This window comes from Alteromonas sp. ABH4_453 (genome assembly GCF_056160665.1).
Genome location: NZ_JBSWXP010000004.1, coordinates 102,198 through 117,962 on the forward strand (window position 1 = coordinate 102,198; position 15,765 = coordinate 117,962).

10 protein-coding genes are annotated in these 15,765 nt (G+C 45.5%); 9 read left to right on the top strand and 1 reads right to left on the bottom strand.

Translation table 11 applies throughout. The features are described 5' to 3' along the window. Positions 1–32: 32 nt before the first annotated feature. Positions 33–320 carry a hypothetical protein gene (locus ACXAGV_RS09235; RefSeq protein WP_014948232.1) on the bottom strand — a complete coding sequence of 96 codons (288 nt, stop codon included), beginning with the start codon at positions 318–320 and terminating at the stop codon, positions 33–35. A gap of 431 nt (positions 321–751) precedes the next feature. Between ACXAGV_RS09235 and ACXAGV_RS09240 the strand changes: the two genes are divergently transcribed. The 9 genes from ACXAGV_RS09240 to ACXAGV_RS09280 all read left to right on the top strand — a co-directional run bounded on the left by ACXAGV_RS09240 (position 752) and on the right by ACXAGV_RS09280 (position 15,456). Continuing rightward, positions 752–2,317, top strand: coding sequence for a SulP family inorganic anion transporter (locus ACXAGV_RS09240; protein WP_474853596.1), 1,566 nt, complete (start codon positions 752–754; stop codon positions 2,315–2,317). A gap of 312 nt (positions 2,318–2,629) precedes the next feature. Continuing rightward, positions 2,630–5,179, top strand: coding sequence for a nitrite reductase large subunit NirB (nirB, locus tag ACXAGV_RS09245; protein WP_474873003.1), 2,550 nt, complete (start codon positions 2,630–2,632; stop codon positions 5,177–5,179). Positions 5,180–5,215: 36 nt separating this feature from the next. Then, positions 5,216–5,587, top strand: a complete 372-nt coding sequence (gene nirD, locus ACXAGV_RS09250; protein WP_014975661.1) for a nitrite reductase small subunit NirD — start codon at positions 5,216–5,218, stop codon at positions 5,585–5,587. Between the two features lie 87 nt (positions 5,588–5,674). Next, a complete protein-coding gene (locus ACXAGV_RS09255) occupies positions 5,675–8,566 on the top strand; it encodes a nitrate reductase (RefSeq protein WP_474873004.1) in 2,892 nt (963 codons plus the stop codon). Between the two features lie 12 nt (positions 8,567–8,578). Further along, the gene (gene cobA / locus ACXAGV_RS09260) at positions 8,579–9,562 is read left to right on the top strand and encodes a uroporphyrinogen-III C-methyltransferase (protein ID WP_474873005.1); all 984 of its coding nucleotides are present in this window, start codon (positions 8,579–8,581) and stop codon (positions 9,560–9,562) included. Then, the gene (locus tag ACXAGV_RS09265; RefSeq protein ID WP_474873006.1) at positions 9,546–10,532 is read left to right on the top strand and encodes a glycosyl transferase family protein; all 987 of its coding nucleotides are present in this window, start codon (positions 9,546–9,548) and stop codon (positions 10,530–10,532) included. Before cobA ends, ACXAGV_RS09265 begins: the two co-directional genes overlap by 17 nt. A 181-nt stretch (positions 10,533–10,713) precedes the next feature. Further along, entirely contained in the window at positions 10,714–12,258 is a 1,545-nt protein-coding gene (locus ACXAGV_RS09270; RefSeq protein WP_474873007.1) for a bifunctional metallophosphatase/5'-nucleotidase, read from the top strand. Between the two features lie 4 nt (positions 12,259–12,262). After that, positions 12,263–13,858 (top strand): diguanylate cyclase, encoded by a 1,596-nt coding sequence (locus ACXAGV_RS09275; RefSeq protein WP_474873008.1) that lies wholly within the window; start codon positions 12,263–12,265, stop codon positions 13,856–13,858. A 281-nt stretch (positions 13,859–14,139) separates the two neighbouring features. After that, positions 14,140–15,456, top strand: a complete 1,317-nt coding sequence (locus ACXAGV_RS09280; protein WP_474873009.1) for a methyl-accepting chemotaxis protein — start codon at positions 14,140–14,142, stop codon at positions 15,454–15,456. Positions 15,457–15,765: the final 309 nt, after the last annotated feature.

Consider the following 15,765-nt stretch of genomic DNA (forward strand, 5'->3'; position numbering starts at 1 on the left):
GCCTTGCAAACTATGTGGTTTTACTTTCAAGATTAGTTTCTGACTACGCGAAGAAACCAGCCCACAAATAGCGAAATCAAAAAACCGAAGAAGGCAATCATAGTAGTAATGGTAAGCATCTGTCCTGAGAAGTCTGCATTTTCCCCGGTATGTTCGCTTACAAGCATTCCCGATGCTTTGAAGATAAACAATGCCGCTACAGAAAATAGTAAAATAACGGCGGTAGACATAATAGTGGCTTTCCAATAAGCCTTCGGCGACATCCAATGAATAGCGCCTGCCACTAGCACGCACAAAATAGTCAGAATATAAGGTACCACTTTAACTCCTCGTTGAATAAGGCTTTTGCCTTACAGCGACGTCTTACTGTAGCCCCGCATTAAAAATCGAAGCGTATTGAACGACGCGGTTAATAAAAACAATTATACGATGCCATGTATGATGCGATTTGTCAGTATTCGCAATTAAATTAAGCCCTGACCGTGTACGAAAAATTGAAACGCTCTCAGCATTTGGAAAGGGTAAAGAACGTTGTGTTTATCACGTCAGCGCCAAGCAGTTTGGGCTAAGACCTGTTTTTCTTTAAAGTACATCAAAGATCAACAGGCCCTAGTAACAATCTATTAAAAGATTTTAAGCTACAATGGTGATAGAATCGCCGAAAAATTCTCCTACCTACTTGGTGTTCTGCTATAACGCGGTGTACGCCACGGTGGGTTGTTGTGTTTAACATTCTAGCTTCTGAGAGAACATGTTCGATTTAATTACCAGTAAAGACAGCAACGTTAAAAACGATGTGCTATCAGGTATTACCGTGGCGCTTGCCTTGGTCCCTGAAGCCGTAGCATTTGCATTTGTAGCCGGCGTAGAACCAATGATTGGTCTTTATGCGGCTTTCATGATGGGCTTAATTACTTCCGCTATTGGAGGTCGCCCTGGAATGATTTCTGGTGCTACCGGCGCCATGGCCGTTGTAATGGTGGCACTGGTTGCCCAACATGGTGTGCAATATCTATTCGCCGCGGTTATTTTAGCCGGCTTGCTGCAAATAATGTGCGGTATTTTCAAGCTCGGAAAGTTTATACGACTGGTTCCATATCCGGTAATGCTAGGCTTCGTAAATGGTTTAGCAATCGTTATTTTCTTAGCTCAGCTAGGCCAGTTTAAAGTGACTAACGCAGCGGGTGAATTACAGTGGATGGAAGGTACGCTGTTATATTGGATGCTAGGGCTTGTGGCGTTAACCATGGCCATTATCTATTTACTGCCTAAGCTAACCAAAGCTGTTCCTGCGTCGCTAGTCGCGATTGTTACGGTAACAGCATTAGTACACGGCCTCGACTTAGAAGCACGTACGGTAATCGACTTTGTTCGTGACTTGTTACCAGCTGACCAGCGTGACACCGCAACCTTAGCGGGAGAGCTTCCTAGCTTTGCTATTCCTATGGTGCCGTTCACCTGGGAAACTTTCATGATAGTACTACCAACCTCAGTGATTCTCTGCTTGGTCGGTCTTATTGAATCGCTTCTTACTCTTTCACTAATTGATGAAATGACGGATACCCGCGGACGTGGCAACAAGGAGTGTGTTGGCCAAGGCGTTGCAAATACCGTAAACGGTTTCTTTGGCGGTATGGGCGGTTGTGCCATGATTGGCCAAAGTATGATTAACATTAACTCTGGTGGCCGTGGCCGCTTGTCTGGTATTACTGCTGCACTTGTACTATTGGGCTTCATTCTATTTGCTGCACCGCTTATTGAAATGATCCCGCTTGCTGCTCTTGTTGGCGTAATGTTCGTCGTGGTTATTGCTACCTTCGAATGGGCGTCATTCAGAATTATTCGCGGCGTAAACAAAGAAGATGCCTTTGTGCTATTCCTAGTAACAGGCGTTACCGTTATTGCCGACCTTGCCATTGCGGTGGTTGTGGGTGTTATCGTTTCAGCCCTAGTATTTGCATGGAAACACGCTCGCCATATTGAAGCGAAGTCGCACATTGATAACGACGGCTGGAAAGTCTATGAACTAGATGGCCCGCTTTTCTTTGGCTCGGTATCGCATTTCAAAGACTTGTTTGATATTGCTAACGACCCTAACGATGTAGTTATTGATTTCAAAGACTCTCGTATCTGGGATTCATCAGGTATCGACGCACTAGATACCCTTGCAGATAAATATGAAGAGCAAGGTAAGAAACTACACATTCGCCATATCAGTGATGAATGTCGTTCACTGCTTCGCAAAGCCGACAAATTTGTTGAAATTAACGTGGTTGAAGACCCTCGCTACCGCGTAGCGACGGATAAACTGGCCTAAGTTATTTGATACCCTCAATGCACCAAGTGAACACAGTTTTGCGTTTGTTTGGTGCAGTTGTGAGGTCTGAATAATGCTTATTTTGCAGTAAATCAAATAAAAAACAATGAATTACGTTTTTGGCACTGAACTTGGATAGCTATAAACGTAAAGTGTGTTTTGGTGATTTGTGTCAATCGCTGAAAATTGTGTGATTTATAACACTCCGTAAAATGTGTTAGCCGACCTAAACCGTTGGCAAAATAGGCAACGAAGCCCGCATCAACGAAAGTTGAAGCGGGCTTTTTTTTGTCCCGAAAAAAGGGGAATACCATGACTTCATTGGACTCAAAAACGCAAATTGTTGTCGTAGGCAACGGCATGGTGGGGCACCATTTTGTTGAGCAGCTTCACCAAAGCGATGCCAATGTAGAAATAACCGTTTTATGCGGCGAGTCACGCCTTGCGTACGACCGCGTTTATCTGTCATCATTTTTTAGCGGCGCTAGTGCTGATGACCTAGCGCTTACTACACCCGCTCAGTACGCCAAATGGGGCGTAAACGTAGTCACCAATGCCTTAGTGACCGATATTGACCGTGACAATAATAAAGTGACGACTTCAGAAGGGCAGGTGTTTAGCTACGACAAACTGGTGCTAGCCACGGGCTCATATCCATTTGTGCCACCCATTCCTGGCAACGATCAAGAGCATTGCTTGGTGTACCGCACCATAGACGATCTACTCGCTATTGAAGCTTCAGCAGCGGTGAGCAAAGTAGGCGTTGTCGTTGGTGGCGGTCTTCTAGGTTTAGAAGCCGCTAACGCATTAAAGCAAGCCGGTCTCGACACCCACGTGGTTGAGTTTGCCCCGCAGCTTATGGCGGTACAGCTAGACCAAGCAGGTGGTAATGTTCTTAAGGACAAAATTGAAGCATTGGGCGTTATGGTTCACACTCAAAAGGCAACGCAAACTATTGAGGCCGGTGATACCTGCCGCTATAAAATGGTGTTTGGTGACGGCACTGCACTAGAAACTGACATGATTTTATTCTCTGCCGGTATTCGACCTTCCGACCAGCTCGGCAGAAAGTCAGCGCTAACACTGGGTGAGCGCGGCGGTATTGTCATTAATAACCATTGCGTAACGTCTGACCCCAATATTTACGCTGTGGGTGAATGTGCGCTGTGGGATAACAAAATCTTTGGCCTGGTAGCACCTGGCTATACCATGGCGCGCACGGCTGTAAGTCATATAACCGGCGGCGATGCTGAGTTCACTGGCGCAGATATGAGTACCAAACTCAAACTAATGGGTGTAGAAGTGGGCTCCATTGGCGATGCACACGAACGTACAGCCGGTGCGCTTAGCTACACCTATTTGAATCAGCCCGAAGGCGTATATAAAAAGCTGGTGGTAGATAGCGAGCAAAAATACATACTTGGTGCTGTTCTTGTAGGCGATACCAGCGACTACGATACGCTTTTGCAGTATGCGCTTAACGGCATCGAACTGCCTGAACATCCAGAGAGCCTAATTCTGCCCTCATCCGATGCCGCACCAGCGCTAGGTGCCGATGCACTACCAGACACTGCGTCTATATGCTCGTGCCTAAATGTAACGAAAGGCGACATTGTCTCAGCTATAGAAGGAGGCTGTTGTAGCGTTGGCGATGTAAAAGGCGAAACCAAAGCCAGCACAGGGTGTGGAGGTTGTGCTGCCTTACTTAAAAATGTTGTGGATAGCGAACTTGAAAAGCGCGGTGTTGAAGTATCGAAAGCGATCTGTGAACACTTCAATTACACCCGACAAGAACTGTTTCACATTGTTAAAGTTAACGGCATTCGCACCTTCGACGAGCTACTAGAACAGCATGGTGAAGGTCTAGGGTGTGAAATTTGTAAGCCCGCTGTCGGCTCAATTTTAGCCTCGGTGTATAACGACTACATTCTTAAGGCTTCACATCTTCCTCTGCAAGACACCAACGATATCTACCTTGGCAACATGCAAAAAGATGGCACGTACTCCGTTGTACCGCGTGTACCTGGTGGCGAAATAACGCCTGAGAAGTTGATTTTGCTAGGTGAAGTGGCAAAAGAATACAACTTGTACACCAAGATCACGGGTGGTCAGCGCATTGATTTATTTGGAGCGCGCGTAGAGCACTTGCCGGATATCTGGGAAAAACTCGTCGCTGGCGGTTTTGAAACCGGCCATGCTTACGCGAAGGCACTGCGTACCGTGAAATCGTGTGTGGGCAGCACATGGTGCCGCTACGGTGTACAGGACTCTGTGGGCACTGCCATTGATTTAGAGAATCGTTACAAAGGCTTACGTGCACCGCACAAAATTAAATTTGCCGTTTCGGGGTGTACCCGTGAGTGCGCAGAAGCCCAAAGCAAAGACATTGGCGTTATTGCTACCGAGCAAGGCTGGAACCTGTATGTTTGCGGGAATGGCGGCATGAAGCCTCGACATGCAGACCTGTTTGCCACCGACCTAGATACCGAAACCCTAATTAAGTACATCGACCGCGTGCTGATGTTTTACGTGAAAACGGCTGATCGCCTACAGCGCACGTCGGTGTGGATGGACAACTTAGAAGGTGGGTTAGCTTACTTGCAAGACGTTGTGATAAACGATGCTCTTGGCATTAATGGTGAGCTTGAAGCACAGATGGATGCTGTGGTTGATGCTTATCAGTGCGAATGGAAAACCACCATTGAAAACCCTGAGTCGCGCAAACGTTTCCGTCAATTCGTAAACAGCAATGCTAGCGACACCAATATTCAGTTTGTTTCAGAGCGAGGCCAGGTTCGCCCAGCTACTGAAGCTGAAAAAGTAGCAGGTAAAGATCAGTTCATTCCTGTCTCTATGGTATAGCCACTGGCTTATCAACCCTGTTAGGAGAATCAAATTATGTCAGCAGCGCAAAATGTAATGGCGTCAGAACCACAACAAGTGCAATGGCACTATGTTTGTGAGACGAACGACTTAGTGACAAATAGTGGGGTTTGCGCCCTTGTCGACTCACAGCAAGTGGCAATTTTCAGTTTGAAGATAAACGGCGAAACCCAGGTTTTCGCCATTAGTAACTACGACCCTATTGGTAAAGCAAACGTACTCTATCGCGGGCTTCTAGGGTCGATAGGCGGTGCGCCTGTTGTCGCTTCGCCTTTATACAAAGAGCATTACTTTCTAGAAACCGGGCTGTGTAAAGAACACGACGATGTTTCCGTCACGGCTTACGCTGTGAAGGTAGAGGGCGAAAAGGTTTTTGTCGGCGTTTAAGCAAACTGCCTTCATTTGAACGCCCACATGAATAAAGCCTTTTAGCAAAATGCATGCAAAAGCTGTGAAATCGAAAAAGGTAATGAAATGAATATGCCTACACGACAACCCGACATGATGTCTGAACAACTAAGACAAACAACATGCCCATACTGCGGCGTAGGGTGTGGTGTAGATATCAGTTGCAACGTAAGCCCGCGTGCCATAACCCTGGACACTGTTAAAGGCACGCCAGAGCATCCCGCCAATTATGGAAGATTGTGTGTTAAAGGAACAAACCTGCTTGAAACAAACGACGTAAACGGACGTTTGCTTCACCCAACCATGGCAGGTCAATCGGTGGATTGGGACACGGTCACCGATGTGATTGCGGATAAGATCACCTCTACCATTGCGCAGTATGGCGCGGATGCCGTTGCTTTTTATGTATCAGGTCAGCTTCTCACCGAAGACTATTACATTGCCAATAAGCTTATGAAAGGCTATATCGGCAGTGCCAATATCGATACGAATTCACGCCTATGTATGTCATCAGCCGTTGCCGCGTACAAGCGTGCGTTCGGTGAAGATGTGGTGCCTTGCGATTACACCGATTTGGAATGTACAGATTTACTGGTGATCACCGGAAGTAATGCGGCGTGGGCGCACCCAGTGCTTTTTCAACGCATTCAGCGAGCAAAGCTGAAAAATCCGAAAATGAAGGTCGTTGTTGTTGACCCACGCAAAACTGAAACCTGCACCATTGCCGATTTACACCTTCCTATAAAACCAGGTAGCGATGTTGCGCTGTTTAATGGCTTACTTAGCTATGCAGACGCGCAAGGTAGAATAGATAGAACCACCGTCGAAACCTATGCCGAGGGGCTTGATGAAGCGCTTGAAAGTGCAAGTGGCTTAACACTGGATGACGTGGCTAGCGTATGCGATATAGAAAAAAGCAAGGTTAAGGCTTTTTTCGACGCATTCTGTGAAGCATCTAGCGCCATTACTTTTTATTCTATGGGCGTTAATCAGTCTTCGGCTGGCGTAGATAAAGCCCAAGCCATTATTAACTGCCACCTAGCTACAGACTTGATTGCCAAAGACGGGTGTGGGCCGTTCTCAATCACAGGTCAGCCCAATGCCATGGGAGGGCGTGAAGTCGGTGGGTTAGCCAATATGCTAGCTGCACATATGGACCTTGAAAACCCTGAGCATATCAGCGCTGTTAAAACCTATTGGAATGCCCCTGTTATGCCCAAAGGGCAGGGGCTCAAAGCTGTAGACCTCTTTAACGCAATAGAAAGTGGCAAGGTTAAATTCGTTTGGATAATGGGGACGAATCCTGTTGTCAGTATGCCCAACCGCGGCCAAGTTGAGCGCGCACTTTCAAAGTGCGAGATGGTCGTAGTGTCTGATATTGTTGAATCTAACGATACGCTTTCCTACGCACACATTGCCCTTCCCGCTTCGGGGTGGTCGGAAAAAGACGGCACGGTGACAAACTCAGAGCGCCGTATTTCACGTCAGCGCGGTATATTGCCCCCACCAGGTAGTGCAAAACACGATTGGCAAATACTGTGCGAAGTGGCGGGTAAAATGGGCTTTGGCGAGGCATTTAATTTTACCCATCCGTCACAAATATTCTGCGAATACGCTGGGCTAACCGGCTATCAAAATAACGGTAAGCGACAATTAGACCTGTCACCTTTACAAGCGTTAAGTGAAGTTCAGTACAACGGGCTATCGCCTTTGCAGTGGCCTTTTCACACAGTTATAAAAGCTGAGAATACGGCCAGTTCTAATTCTCAACCTAGCCTTACCAGTAAACGTCCTTTTGGAGATAAACGGTTTTCAACCCCTAGTGGCAAAGCTAAATTTATTCCCGTAACTTACAAAGCGCCACTGCAGGTAACATCAGACGCTTATCCTTTTGTTGTGAACAGCGGCCGAGCGCGAGATCAGTGGCATACCATGACGCGCACGGGTAAAGCGGCAAAGTTACTGGCTCATATGCCAAGTGCTTGCGTGCATATCAACCCTAAAGACGCTGCTGAATTGGGCGTTGAAGACGGAAGCCTCGTTTCTCTCTCAAGTGCAGTGTGTAAAGACGCCCCTGTTATTTATCCGGTTAAAGCGGATACGGATATGCGCAAAGGGGAAGTATTCATTCCCATTCACTGGTCGGCGCAATGGGGTTCGCACAGTAAACTAGGCGCACTTTACGCCAGCGCGGTAGACTATATTTCAGGGCAGCCAGAGTTAAAACACGCGGCGGTAGCTATCGCGCCTGCTCATTTCGCTACCTACGGCAAGCTCTTTGTTTCATCAGTAAACCAATCAGCACATAATTCAAAACTTAATCCCTTTAGTGAAGACGCGCTAAAGCATGCGTGTGATTACTGGAATACGACACCGCTTGAAAGCACAGAGGCGTCTTCACCTGTAAATAACTCGGATGCAGCACTATCAGTATTAAACGTAGCTTCGAACAAAGGTCGTCGTGAATTTACTCAAAGCTTGATACCACAGTTACCGCAAAACGCGGTGCTATTGCAGTTTCATCATCATACATACTCAGTATGCCTTGCGCTTGTCGATGATACTCTTTGTTTCGCGGCGTTTTTAGGCGATGAGCCAGAAAAGGGTGAAAGGGCACCAGCAGCCGCACATACAACAACGCAGCCAGTGCCACATTCAAAAAGCACATGGTCAGTACCTAACGAATGGCTCGCCAGCATTCTCAACACATCTGTTTCCACAGACATACAGCGCAATCTATTACGAGGCCAAGTAGACGACGCATTTTTAAATGGTGATGTCGTTTGTAGCTGTTTTGAAGTGCGCGAAAAAACCATTACACATGCCATCGAAGAAGGCTGTAGTTCGGTGGCTGAGCTTGGTGAAACATTAAAATGTGGTACGAATTGTGGCTCGTGTAAACCCGCCTTGTCTCAGCTGATAGACAAGCATTTAGTCATTGAAATTCAATCTGTTTAGGAGCGTTAAATCATGTCAATTGCAACTAGTTGGTCGTTACCGTTTTTGCGCACCTTATTCAAACCGCAGAAACCTTTGTTAAACTTCTTTTATCGCGATGCTATTTCTACCACGGTCACGACCGTGACGACACGCCAGCGCTCCGATAATCCAAAAGCTCCAGCTAAGCACTCATACTTTGGCAAGTGGTTGAAGTTAGCAAACAGGCAAACTGAAGGTCATAAACAAGGGCAGGTGTTCATCGTCGGTGCTGGCCCTGGTGATGCTGAGTTACTTACGTTAAAAGCGTTTCGTCTTCTGCAACAAGCTGATGTCGTGCTGTTCGATGCTTTAGTCAGCGAAGATATTCTCGCGCTAATTCCCTCTAAAGTGGTGAAAGAATATGTAGGGAAGCGCTGCAAAAAGCATAGCTTTACCCAAGACGCTATATGCAATCGAGTGGTTGAATTGGCAAGCAACGGTCACACTGTCGTGCGGTTAAAAGGCGGTGACCCAGCCCTATTTGCAAGAACCTGCGAAGAAACCGATGCACTCACAAAAGCCAACATTCCTTTTGCTATTGTTCCTGGTATTACTGCAGCATCGGGTGTGTCAGCCTATACGGGGATCCCTTTAACCGACAGGCGCTGTGCTCAGTCGGTGAGTTTTATGACCGCACATTTTAAGGACGCTGAGCAATGGCCAGAAATGGCACCCATGGCGCAAAATGTATTAAAGCAAACTATGGTGGTTTATATGGGACTAAGCCGGCTTGAAGGGCTGTGCAAAGGCTTGGTTCATCACAACGTGCCAACCACATGGCCAGTAGCGGCAATCGAAAATGCCACTTCGCCTGAACAGCGCGTGATTACTGGCGTGCTTGCTGATATTCATAGCAAGGTAGAAGCAGCAAATTTAACGGGGCCTACGTTACTTATATTTGGAAAGGTGGTAGAGTCTCGTCAACAGGTAAATACTCTTCTATTACATTCATCCAAGCATGCAGCAACCATTTAGTGAATACATAAAAATTATTGGCAAAGGTCAAAAAGGGGGGCGTAGCCTTACCCGTGATGAGGCTTATCATGCCATGAAAATGGTATTGGCCAATGAAGTGACAGGCGACCAACGCGGCGCATTTCTTATGTTGCTGCGTACCCGTGAAGAAACACCAGAAGAAGTTATTGGCTTTGTCGATGCATGCAGAGAGCTGATAGAGCCAGAAGTTAAAACCCTCACCCCCACGTTAGATATTGGCTGCTACGCGGGAAAGCGTCGCCAGTTACCGTGGTACTTATTGGCCGTAGCGGTTCTAGCCAATAATGGTTACTCGGTTATGCTTCACGGTGCGCATGAACCGGGTTCGGGGCGCCTTTATGCAAGTATAGCGTTACCCCAATTGGGCCTGTCTGAAGTTAGCAGTATTGCAGACGCCAAACAGCAGTTAACGGATAAAGGGGTGACTTACCTTGATTTGGCTTATTTGCTGCCTGCGCTCGACACAATTATTAAGCTTCGTGAGGTATTTGGCCTGCGTTCATGCGCTAACACCCTCGCAAGGTTGTTGAATCCCACCGCTGCACAATTTTGCGTACAGGGTGTTTACCATATGCATCTTGACCACAAACACTGCCGCGTTAATGAAAATTATCCATCTATAGATGCGCTTTGCTTTCGTGGTGATGGCGGAGATCCTGAAGTTAATGGTGAACGGGAAACTGAGCTATTTATTACCCGAAATGGTGAGACCGAAGAAGTAATAATGCCGGTGGTTGCTGACAAATGGGCGCTTAAAGATAAAGACATGAACGTTAACGACATGCTCGATGTGTGGGCGGGTAACGCGAATAGCCTTTACGGTGAACAAGCCATCTTAAGCACACTTGCCAGCTATTTGGTACTGCTACAAAAGTGTGATGTTGCAGATGCCCTGTCCCAGGCAAGGCAGCTTTGGGCACAGCGCGATAAAAGTTCAGCGCCGTTTTAATCGTTCGGTGCAATAACCGCTAAACTCCATCAAAGAGCACACTCCCCGATTATTGGTCACATAGCCCGTGTAAGCTGCCTACTAAATAGAAGCTCAACCACCGGGGGGGGGAAATCCTCTTGATCGAGGAAAAATAGTCAATCATCGCATTGACTTATTCGTTGCTATACTTGTTAATAGTATGAACAAGATTTCCTCTAACGGTGTTATGCGAATCACGCAATGGCTCGTCTTTTTAGCTAGCCTGTCGCTCTTATTTCGAGCAGGTTATGCTGTATCTGAAAATCGAGAACAGGTTACAACCTCTAGTGTAACTTTCGTTCTAACCGCAGATATGCCTAATATCAGCGATTCCCGCACAGGGCGTTACGCTAATCTTCAGACCCTCGTAAAGCAGCAGCGGCAAAATAGTGATACCGTCTTCTTCATTTTTGGCGGAGGTTCAATTGGACCGAGCGCGTTATCCTCGTTTGACCGTGGTTCCCACATTATTGATATCCTCAATTCCCTTGAGCCAGATGTGATGGGAGTCACAAAAAGAGAATTTAGTTTCTATGAAGATGAACTGTCTCTTCGTTCTTATGAGGCTGCCTTTCCATTGGTAGCCAGCAACGTGATAGATAACCGGATGGGGCGTTCCCCTGACGGCCTGCACACTTCTGTAATTGTTGAAAAAGAAGACTTAACCCTTGGTGTTATATCAGTGTTACATGAGAGAGTGATAGAGGAGTACCAATTATCTGATATTGTTATAACGCCACCTCAAAAGGCCATTATGGAGGAGTCTAGGAGGCTGCGTCAGGAAGGCGCAGATATCATTTTGCTGCACTATTCCTACCCATTCCCTTTTGTAAATACTATGTTAAACAAACGCATCATTGATGTCGCTTTTATAACAGACAGTCGCTTGGACGAGAAAAATATGCTCGAAACTACGCGTCATCCTAATAGCATGGTACTTACGCAGCAGGGCACCGCTGTCGTAGCTAGCTTCATGAAAAATGCTGGGTGGTCAGCAACGTCGTATACGGAACAACCGTTAGAAGATATTAAGGCTGACGCCGAGTTAAACGAGCAACTCGTTGAATACGAAGCGCGTCTAAAGCGGTTGTTAAATATCCAGATTGGCGAATGGAAGATTGCCGTTTCGACTGCGCGCAAAGCGGTGAGAAGCGGGGAAAACCCGTTTGTAAATTTTGTCGCTGATACCGTTAAACGCTATGCGAAGACTGACATTGCTTTGATAAATGGCGGTAGCATTCGAGGCAACAAACAATATCAGGCAGGTACACCAATAACTCGGCAAGATATTGTCACCGAAATGCCGTTTCGTGCACATGTGGTGGCTTTAGATATAACGGGCGCTCAGTTAATTCAAGCGCTGGAAGAAGGGCTTTCACAATATCAAAACTTAAAAGGTGGTTTTCCTCATGTATCGGGTATGTCTTACAGTTTCGACCCATCAGCCAAAGTGCTTCAACGAGTAAAGAATGTCACGATTAATGGAAAGCGAATAGATGAATCGAAAACCTACTCACTGGCTACAAGTGACTTTTTGGCTAATGGCGGAGACGGCTTCTATGCGTTGAAAAATACCCAAAAGCGTCCGGCAATGAGCACCCGTCCTCCCCAAATATCAGACCTTGTGATGCAGGCAATCATCAATCAATACGATATAGAGCCTAAAACTGATAACCGCATAATAAATATGGCAAAAGGCGGTTGAGCCGATGCAGCATAAGAAAAAGACCTTATATCTTTTCATCATTGCACAATGCAGTGTAATGGGATTTTTTCTTCTTATACTGGTGTTGTCGCTGCTGCGCTTAAATGACGTGAGGAAAGTGCTTGACGATATCTCCACGTTTTCTATTCCTACGCTGAGCCAAGCAACTGAAATAACCCGTGAAGTTCAACATTTGATTTCTCTTTCGGCACGATTGACCTCTTCTGAAAGTCAATCTGCGCGACGTATTATTAAAGCGCAACTCGACGAAACCATTGAACGCTTAAATTCATCTGATTCAAATGTGGAACAAAGTGATAAATATCTTGCGACACAATTAAAAGTACTCACCTTAGAAATACAGGAACTCAATGAACTGGTACGCCAGCGTATTGATGTAGAAAAAGAAGTGAGAGTGGAAAGAGAAGTATTGTTTGCCTATCTAAATAGCATATTTGAAGGAAAAAACAGACAGTATGATGGTCTTCAATCTTCGAAGAGCCTAGTTCCTCTAGTACTGCAAATCGCGCAAATCAATCAGCAGTTTCAACTGCACGAATTGAGAAAGCTTGAGGATAGTATAGAGAAAAGTATTGCGGCACTTCGAACATTGCCATTGGATAAGCGAAGCCGTGAACTAGTGAATGCGCTTGAAGAAGGGGTGCTTGGTCAATGGGGTATGATAGATAAGCAAGCCAACGTAATGCGCATAAGAGGACGCTCTAGAGGCCGTGGCAGTTTTGTTGAACACCTGGCCGAAGAAGTGGCATCAAACATCGAATTTAGCGCTTCATCTGTAACCCAAAATACCTCTTCATATGCATTAGACACAAACATAGCGGTTGCAAAGCAAATTAGGCTTTCGTTAGCTTTGTCTTTAATTGTCATGTTTATATGCTGCGCCATCATCGTTTACATTTATAAGCGCATAATTATGCGCTTGATAGCGTTAACGAATCTGGTCGAGAACAGTAGTGAGGAAGTGGCTAGGTTTGAAGGCAATGATGAAATTTCTCGTCTGGCCAAGACCTTCGCGTTATATTTTGAAAGAGTGAAAAACCAAGAAGCAGAACTCATTCGCTTGTCTCTAAGCGACCCACTGACTCACATCCCCAATCGACGGGCATTCGAGATGGAAATGGAAAAAGCGATGGCGATGTCAAAACGTCACAAGTGGCCATTGACAATGGTTTTGCTAGATGTCGATAGCTTTAAATTGTACAACGATAATTACGGCCATACTAAAGGTGACGAATGTTTAAAAACGGTCGCCGTAGCATTGAATAATGTAGTGGCACGCAACACCGACTTTTGCGCTCGTTATGGCGGGGAAGAGTTTGTTGCCATTTTACCGGATACCGATGTAAAAGGAGCAAGAGTTAAAGCTGAAGAGATTAGAAAAGCCATTGAAGCTTTAAAAATAGCGCATAGAAAAAGCCCGGTTTCATCCGTAATCACTGTCAGTTTAGGTGTTGCAACAGTTGAATTTGCAAAAAACGATAGTTGGGCGCTCACAGCAATTCTAAATACTGCTGATAAAGCCTTGTACGACGCCAAATCCAGTGGACGGAACTGCTGCGTATATACATCGCTTCCTTAGTCGAAGACCATGGCAAGCTTGAAACTTACCGCCTCTGATTTCAAAGAAAAGAGGCTTTTATTGCAAAAAAATGCTTCTACGCTTTTACTTTATTTTATTTTCGTTAGTTTCTAAAAATTTTTCTTTCCTCTGCTATCTTTAATCAAAAGCAAAAAAATAGCTTATCGCTTCAGGCACTAATCGTCACTAATTGTGTAATACCATATCTTACTTTAATTTGGGGAACGCAAAGGGGTTGAGGGCTGAACAGAGAGAGAAGCTTAGTTTATCAGGAGCACAGAATGTTTTTCAAAAATAAAGAGTTGCTAGCAGAAAACTCACGTTTGCAGAAGGAAATTGAGACATACCACACTGTTCAGGAAGAACTTCGCGAAGAAATGCTTTATATCGAGTTAAGACCTGACGGTAGAGTTAGCGCCATTAACGATTTATGTGTTCAGGCTACTGGCTACTCAGTCGCAGAATTAGAGGGAAAGTCTCTTGAAAGTATAATGAGTCAAAATGCGCTCAAAAAGCCCGCTGCACAGGATATGCTTGGTGCTATAAAAACGCATCGCCATTGGCACGGTGCGGTTAGCTTTCAGGATGCAAAAGGGCAAGAAATGTGGGTGCGAGGTATTGTGCAGCCCGTTGATGATGCGTATGGAAATATAAACTATATTGCTTTCTACATGGCAGAGCAAACGCAAAACATCATTCAAAGTAACGAATTGCGCGATATGATTGCTGCGCTTCATCGCTCTTCTGCTGTCATTGAGTTCAATTTAGATGGAACGATAATAACAGCGAATGACAACTTTCTTAAAGGTATGGGGTACACCCTAGAGCAGATAGAAGGTAAGCATCACAGAATGTTTTGTACCGAACAAGAAGCTAATTCAGAAGAATATAAACATTTCTGGCGGGACTTAGCTAAAGGGAAATTAGAATCAGGTAGGTTTAAGCGAATAGATAGCCGGGGTAACGAAGTTTGGTTAGAAGCGTCGTATAACCCAATTAGAAATGAAGACGGAAAGCTTTATAAAGTCGTTAAGTTTGCCACTGTCATTACTGAGCAAATGCAGCGTGAATTTGCAATTTCTGAAGCGGCTAATGTGGCATTTAATATTTCGCAAGAGACAGGAGAGCAAGCCCGCAAAGGTAATGAAGTGCTTAATGCTACAGTGAAAGCGATGAACGAACTTACCGCACAGATGGGGAATGCGAGCGATGGCATCAAAGATCTCGATGAGCAATCTCAAAAAGTGGCTGATTTGGTCAAAAGTATCAGCGGGATTGCTGACCAAACCAATTTACTTGCGCTTAACGCGGCTATTGAGGCTGCACGTGCGGGTGATCAAGGTAGAGGGTTTGCAGTTGTTGCCGACGAGGTTAGACAATTGGCTTCACGGACAAGTAGTGCAACTGAAGAAATAGTAAACGTGGTGGTTGAGAACAGAAAGCTCACGGAGAATGCGGTTCAGTTAATTGAGGCTGGACAAGAAAAAGCTCGTGAAGCACTTGAATACTCAACGCAATCCGGCCAGGCAATGGAAGAGATCCAAGGCGGGGCCAATGAGGTGGTTAACGCCATCGGTCAATTCACCAAACGTTTGTAGAAGAAAATATATAACTCACAATTTTGATGTTACCGGCTTGGCCATGGTGCTTATTCGTTCGCACCATGGTTGAACACTTCCCCCTTTTTGGTGCACAAAAACATATATACGCCTCTTTTTACGTCTTTTGTTTTTGTAAATAATCTTTATTTATCAGTACTTTAAAGTTTTGGCACGTTGGGTGCTATGTCATGTGTGCAGTAGCGTCGTTGCTATAAAAGGCAGCGTGTGCTAAAGCAGCGTGTAAAGCACAACATTTACCATAGTGTGAATAAGAAAAACTAATAGGAATCATTGGAGAACAGTAAG

Coding starts and splice junctions, on each gene's coding strand:
- nirD (WP_014975661.1), top strand. CDS start 5,216: ATGTCAGCAGCGCAAAATGTAATGGCGTCAGAACCACAACAAGTGCAA.
- ACXAGV_RS09265 (WP_474873006.1), top strand. CDS start 9,546: ATGCAGCAACCATTTAGTGAATACATAAAAATTATTGGCAAAGGTCAA.
- ACXAGV_RS09240 (WP_474853596.1), top strand. CDS start 752: ATGTTCGATTTAATTACCAGTAAAGACAGCAACGTTAAAAACGATGTG.
- ACXAGV_RS09255 (WP_474873004.1), top strand. CDS start 5,675: ATGAATATGCCTACACGACAACCCGACATGATGTCTGAACAACTAAGA.
- ACXAGV_RS09270 (WP_474873007.1), top strand. CDS start 10,714: ATGAACAAGATTTCCTCTAACGGTGTTATGCGAATCACGCAATGGCTC.
- ACXAGV_RS09275 (WP_474873008.1), top strand. CDS start 12,263: ATGCAGCATAAGAAAAAGACCTTATATCTTTTCATCATTGCACAATGC.
- ACXAGV_RS09280 (WP_474873009.1), top strand. CDS start 14,140: ATGTTTTTCAAAAATAAAGAGTTGCTAGCAGAAAACTCACGTTTGCAG.
- cobA (WP_474873005.1), top strand. CDS start 8,579: ATGTCAATTGCAACTAGTTGGTCGTTACCGTTTTTGCGCACCTTATTC.
- nirB (WP_474873003.1), top strand. CDS start 2,630: ATGACTTCATTGGACTCAAAAACGCAAATTGTTGTCGTAGGCAACGGC.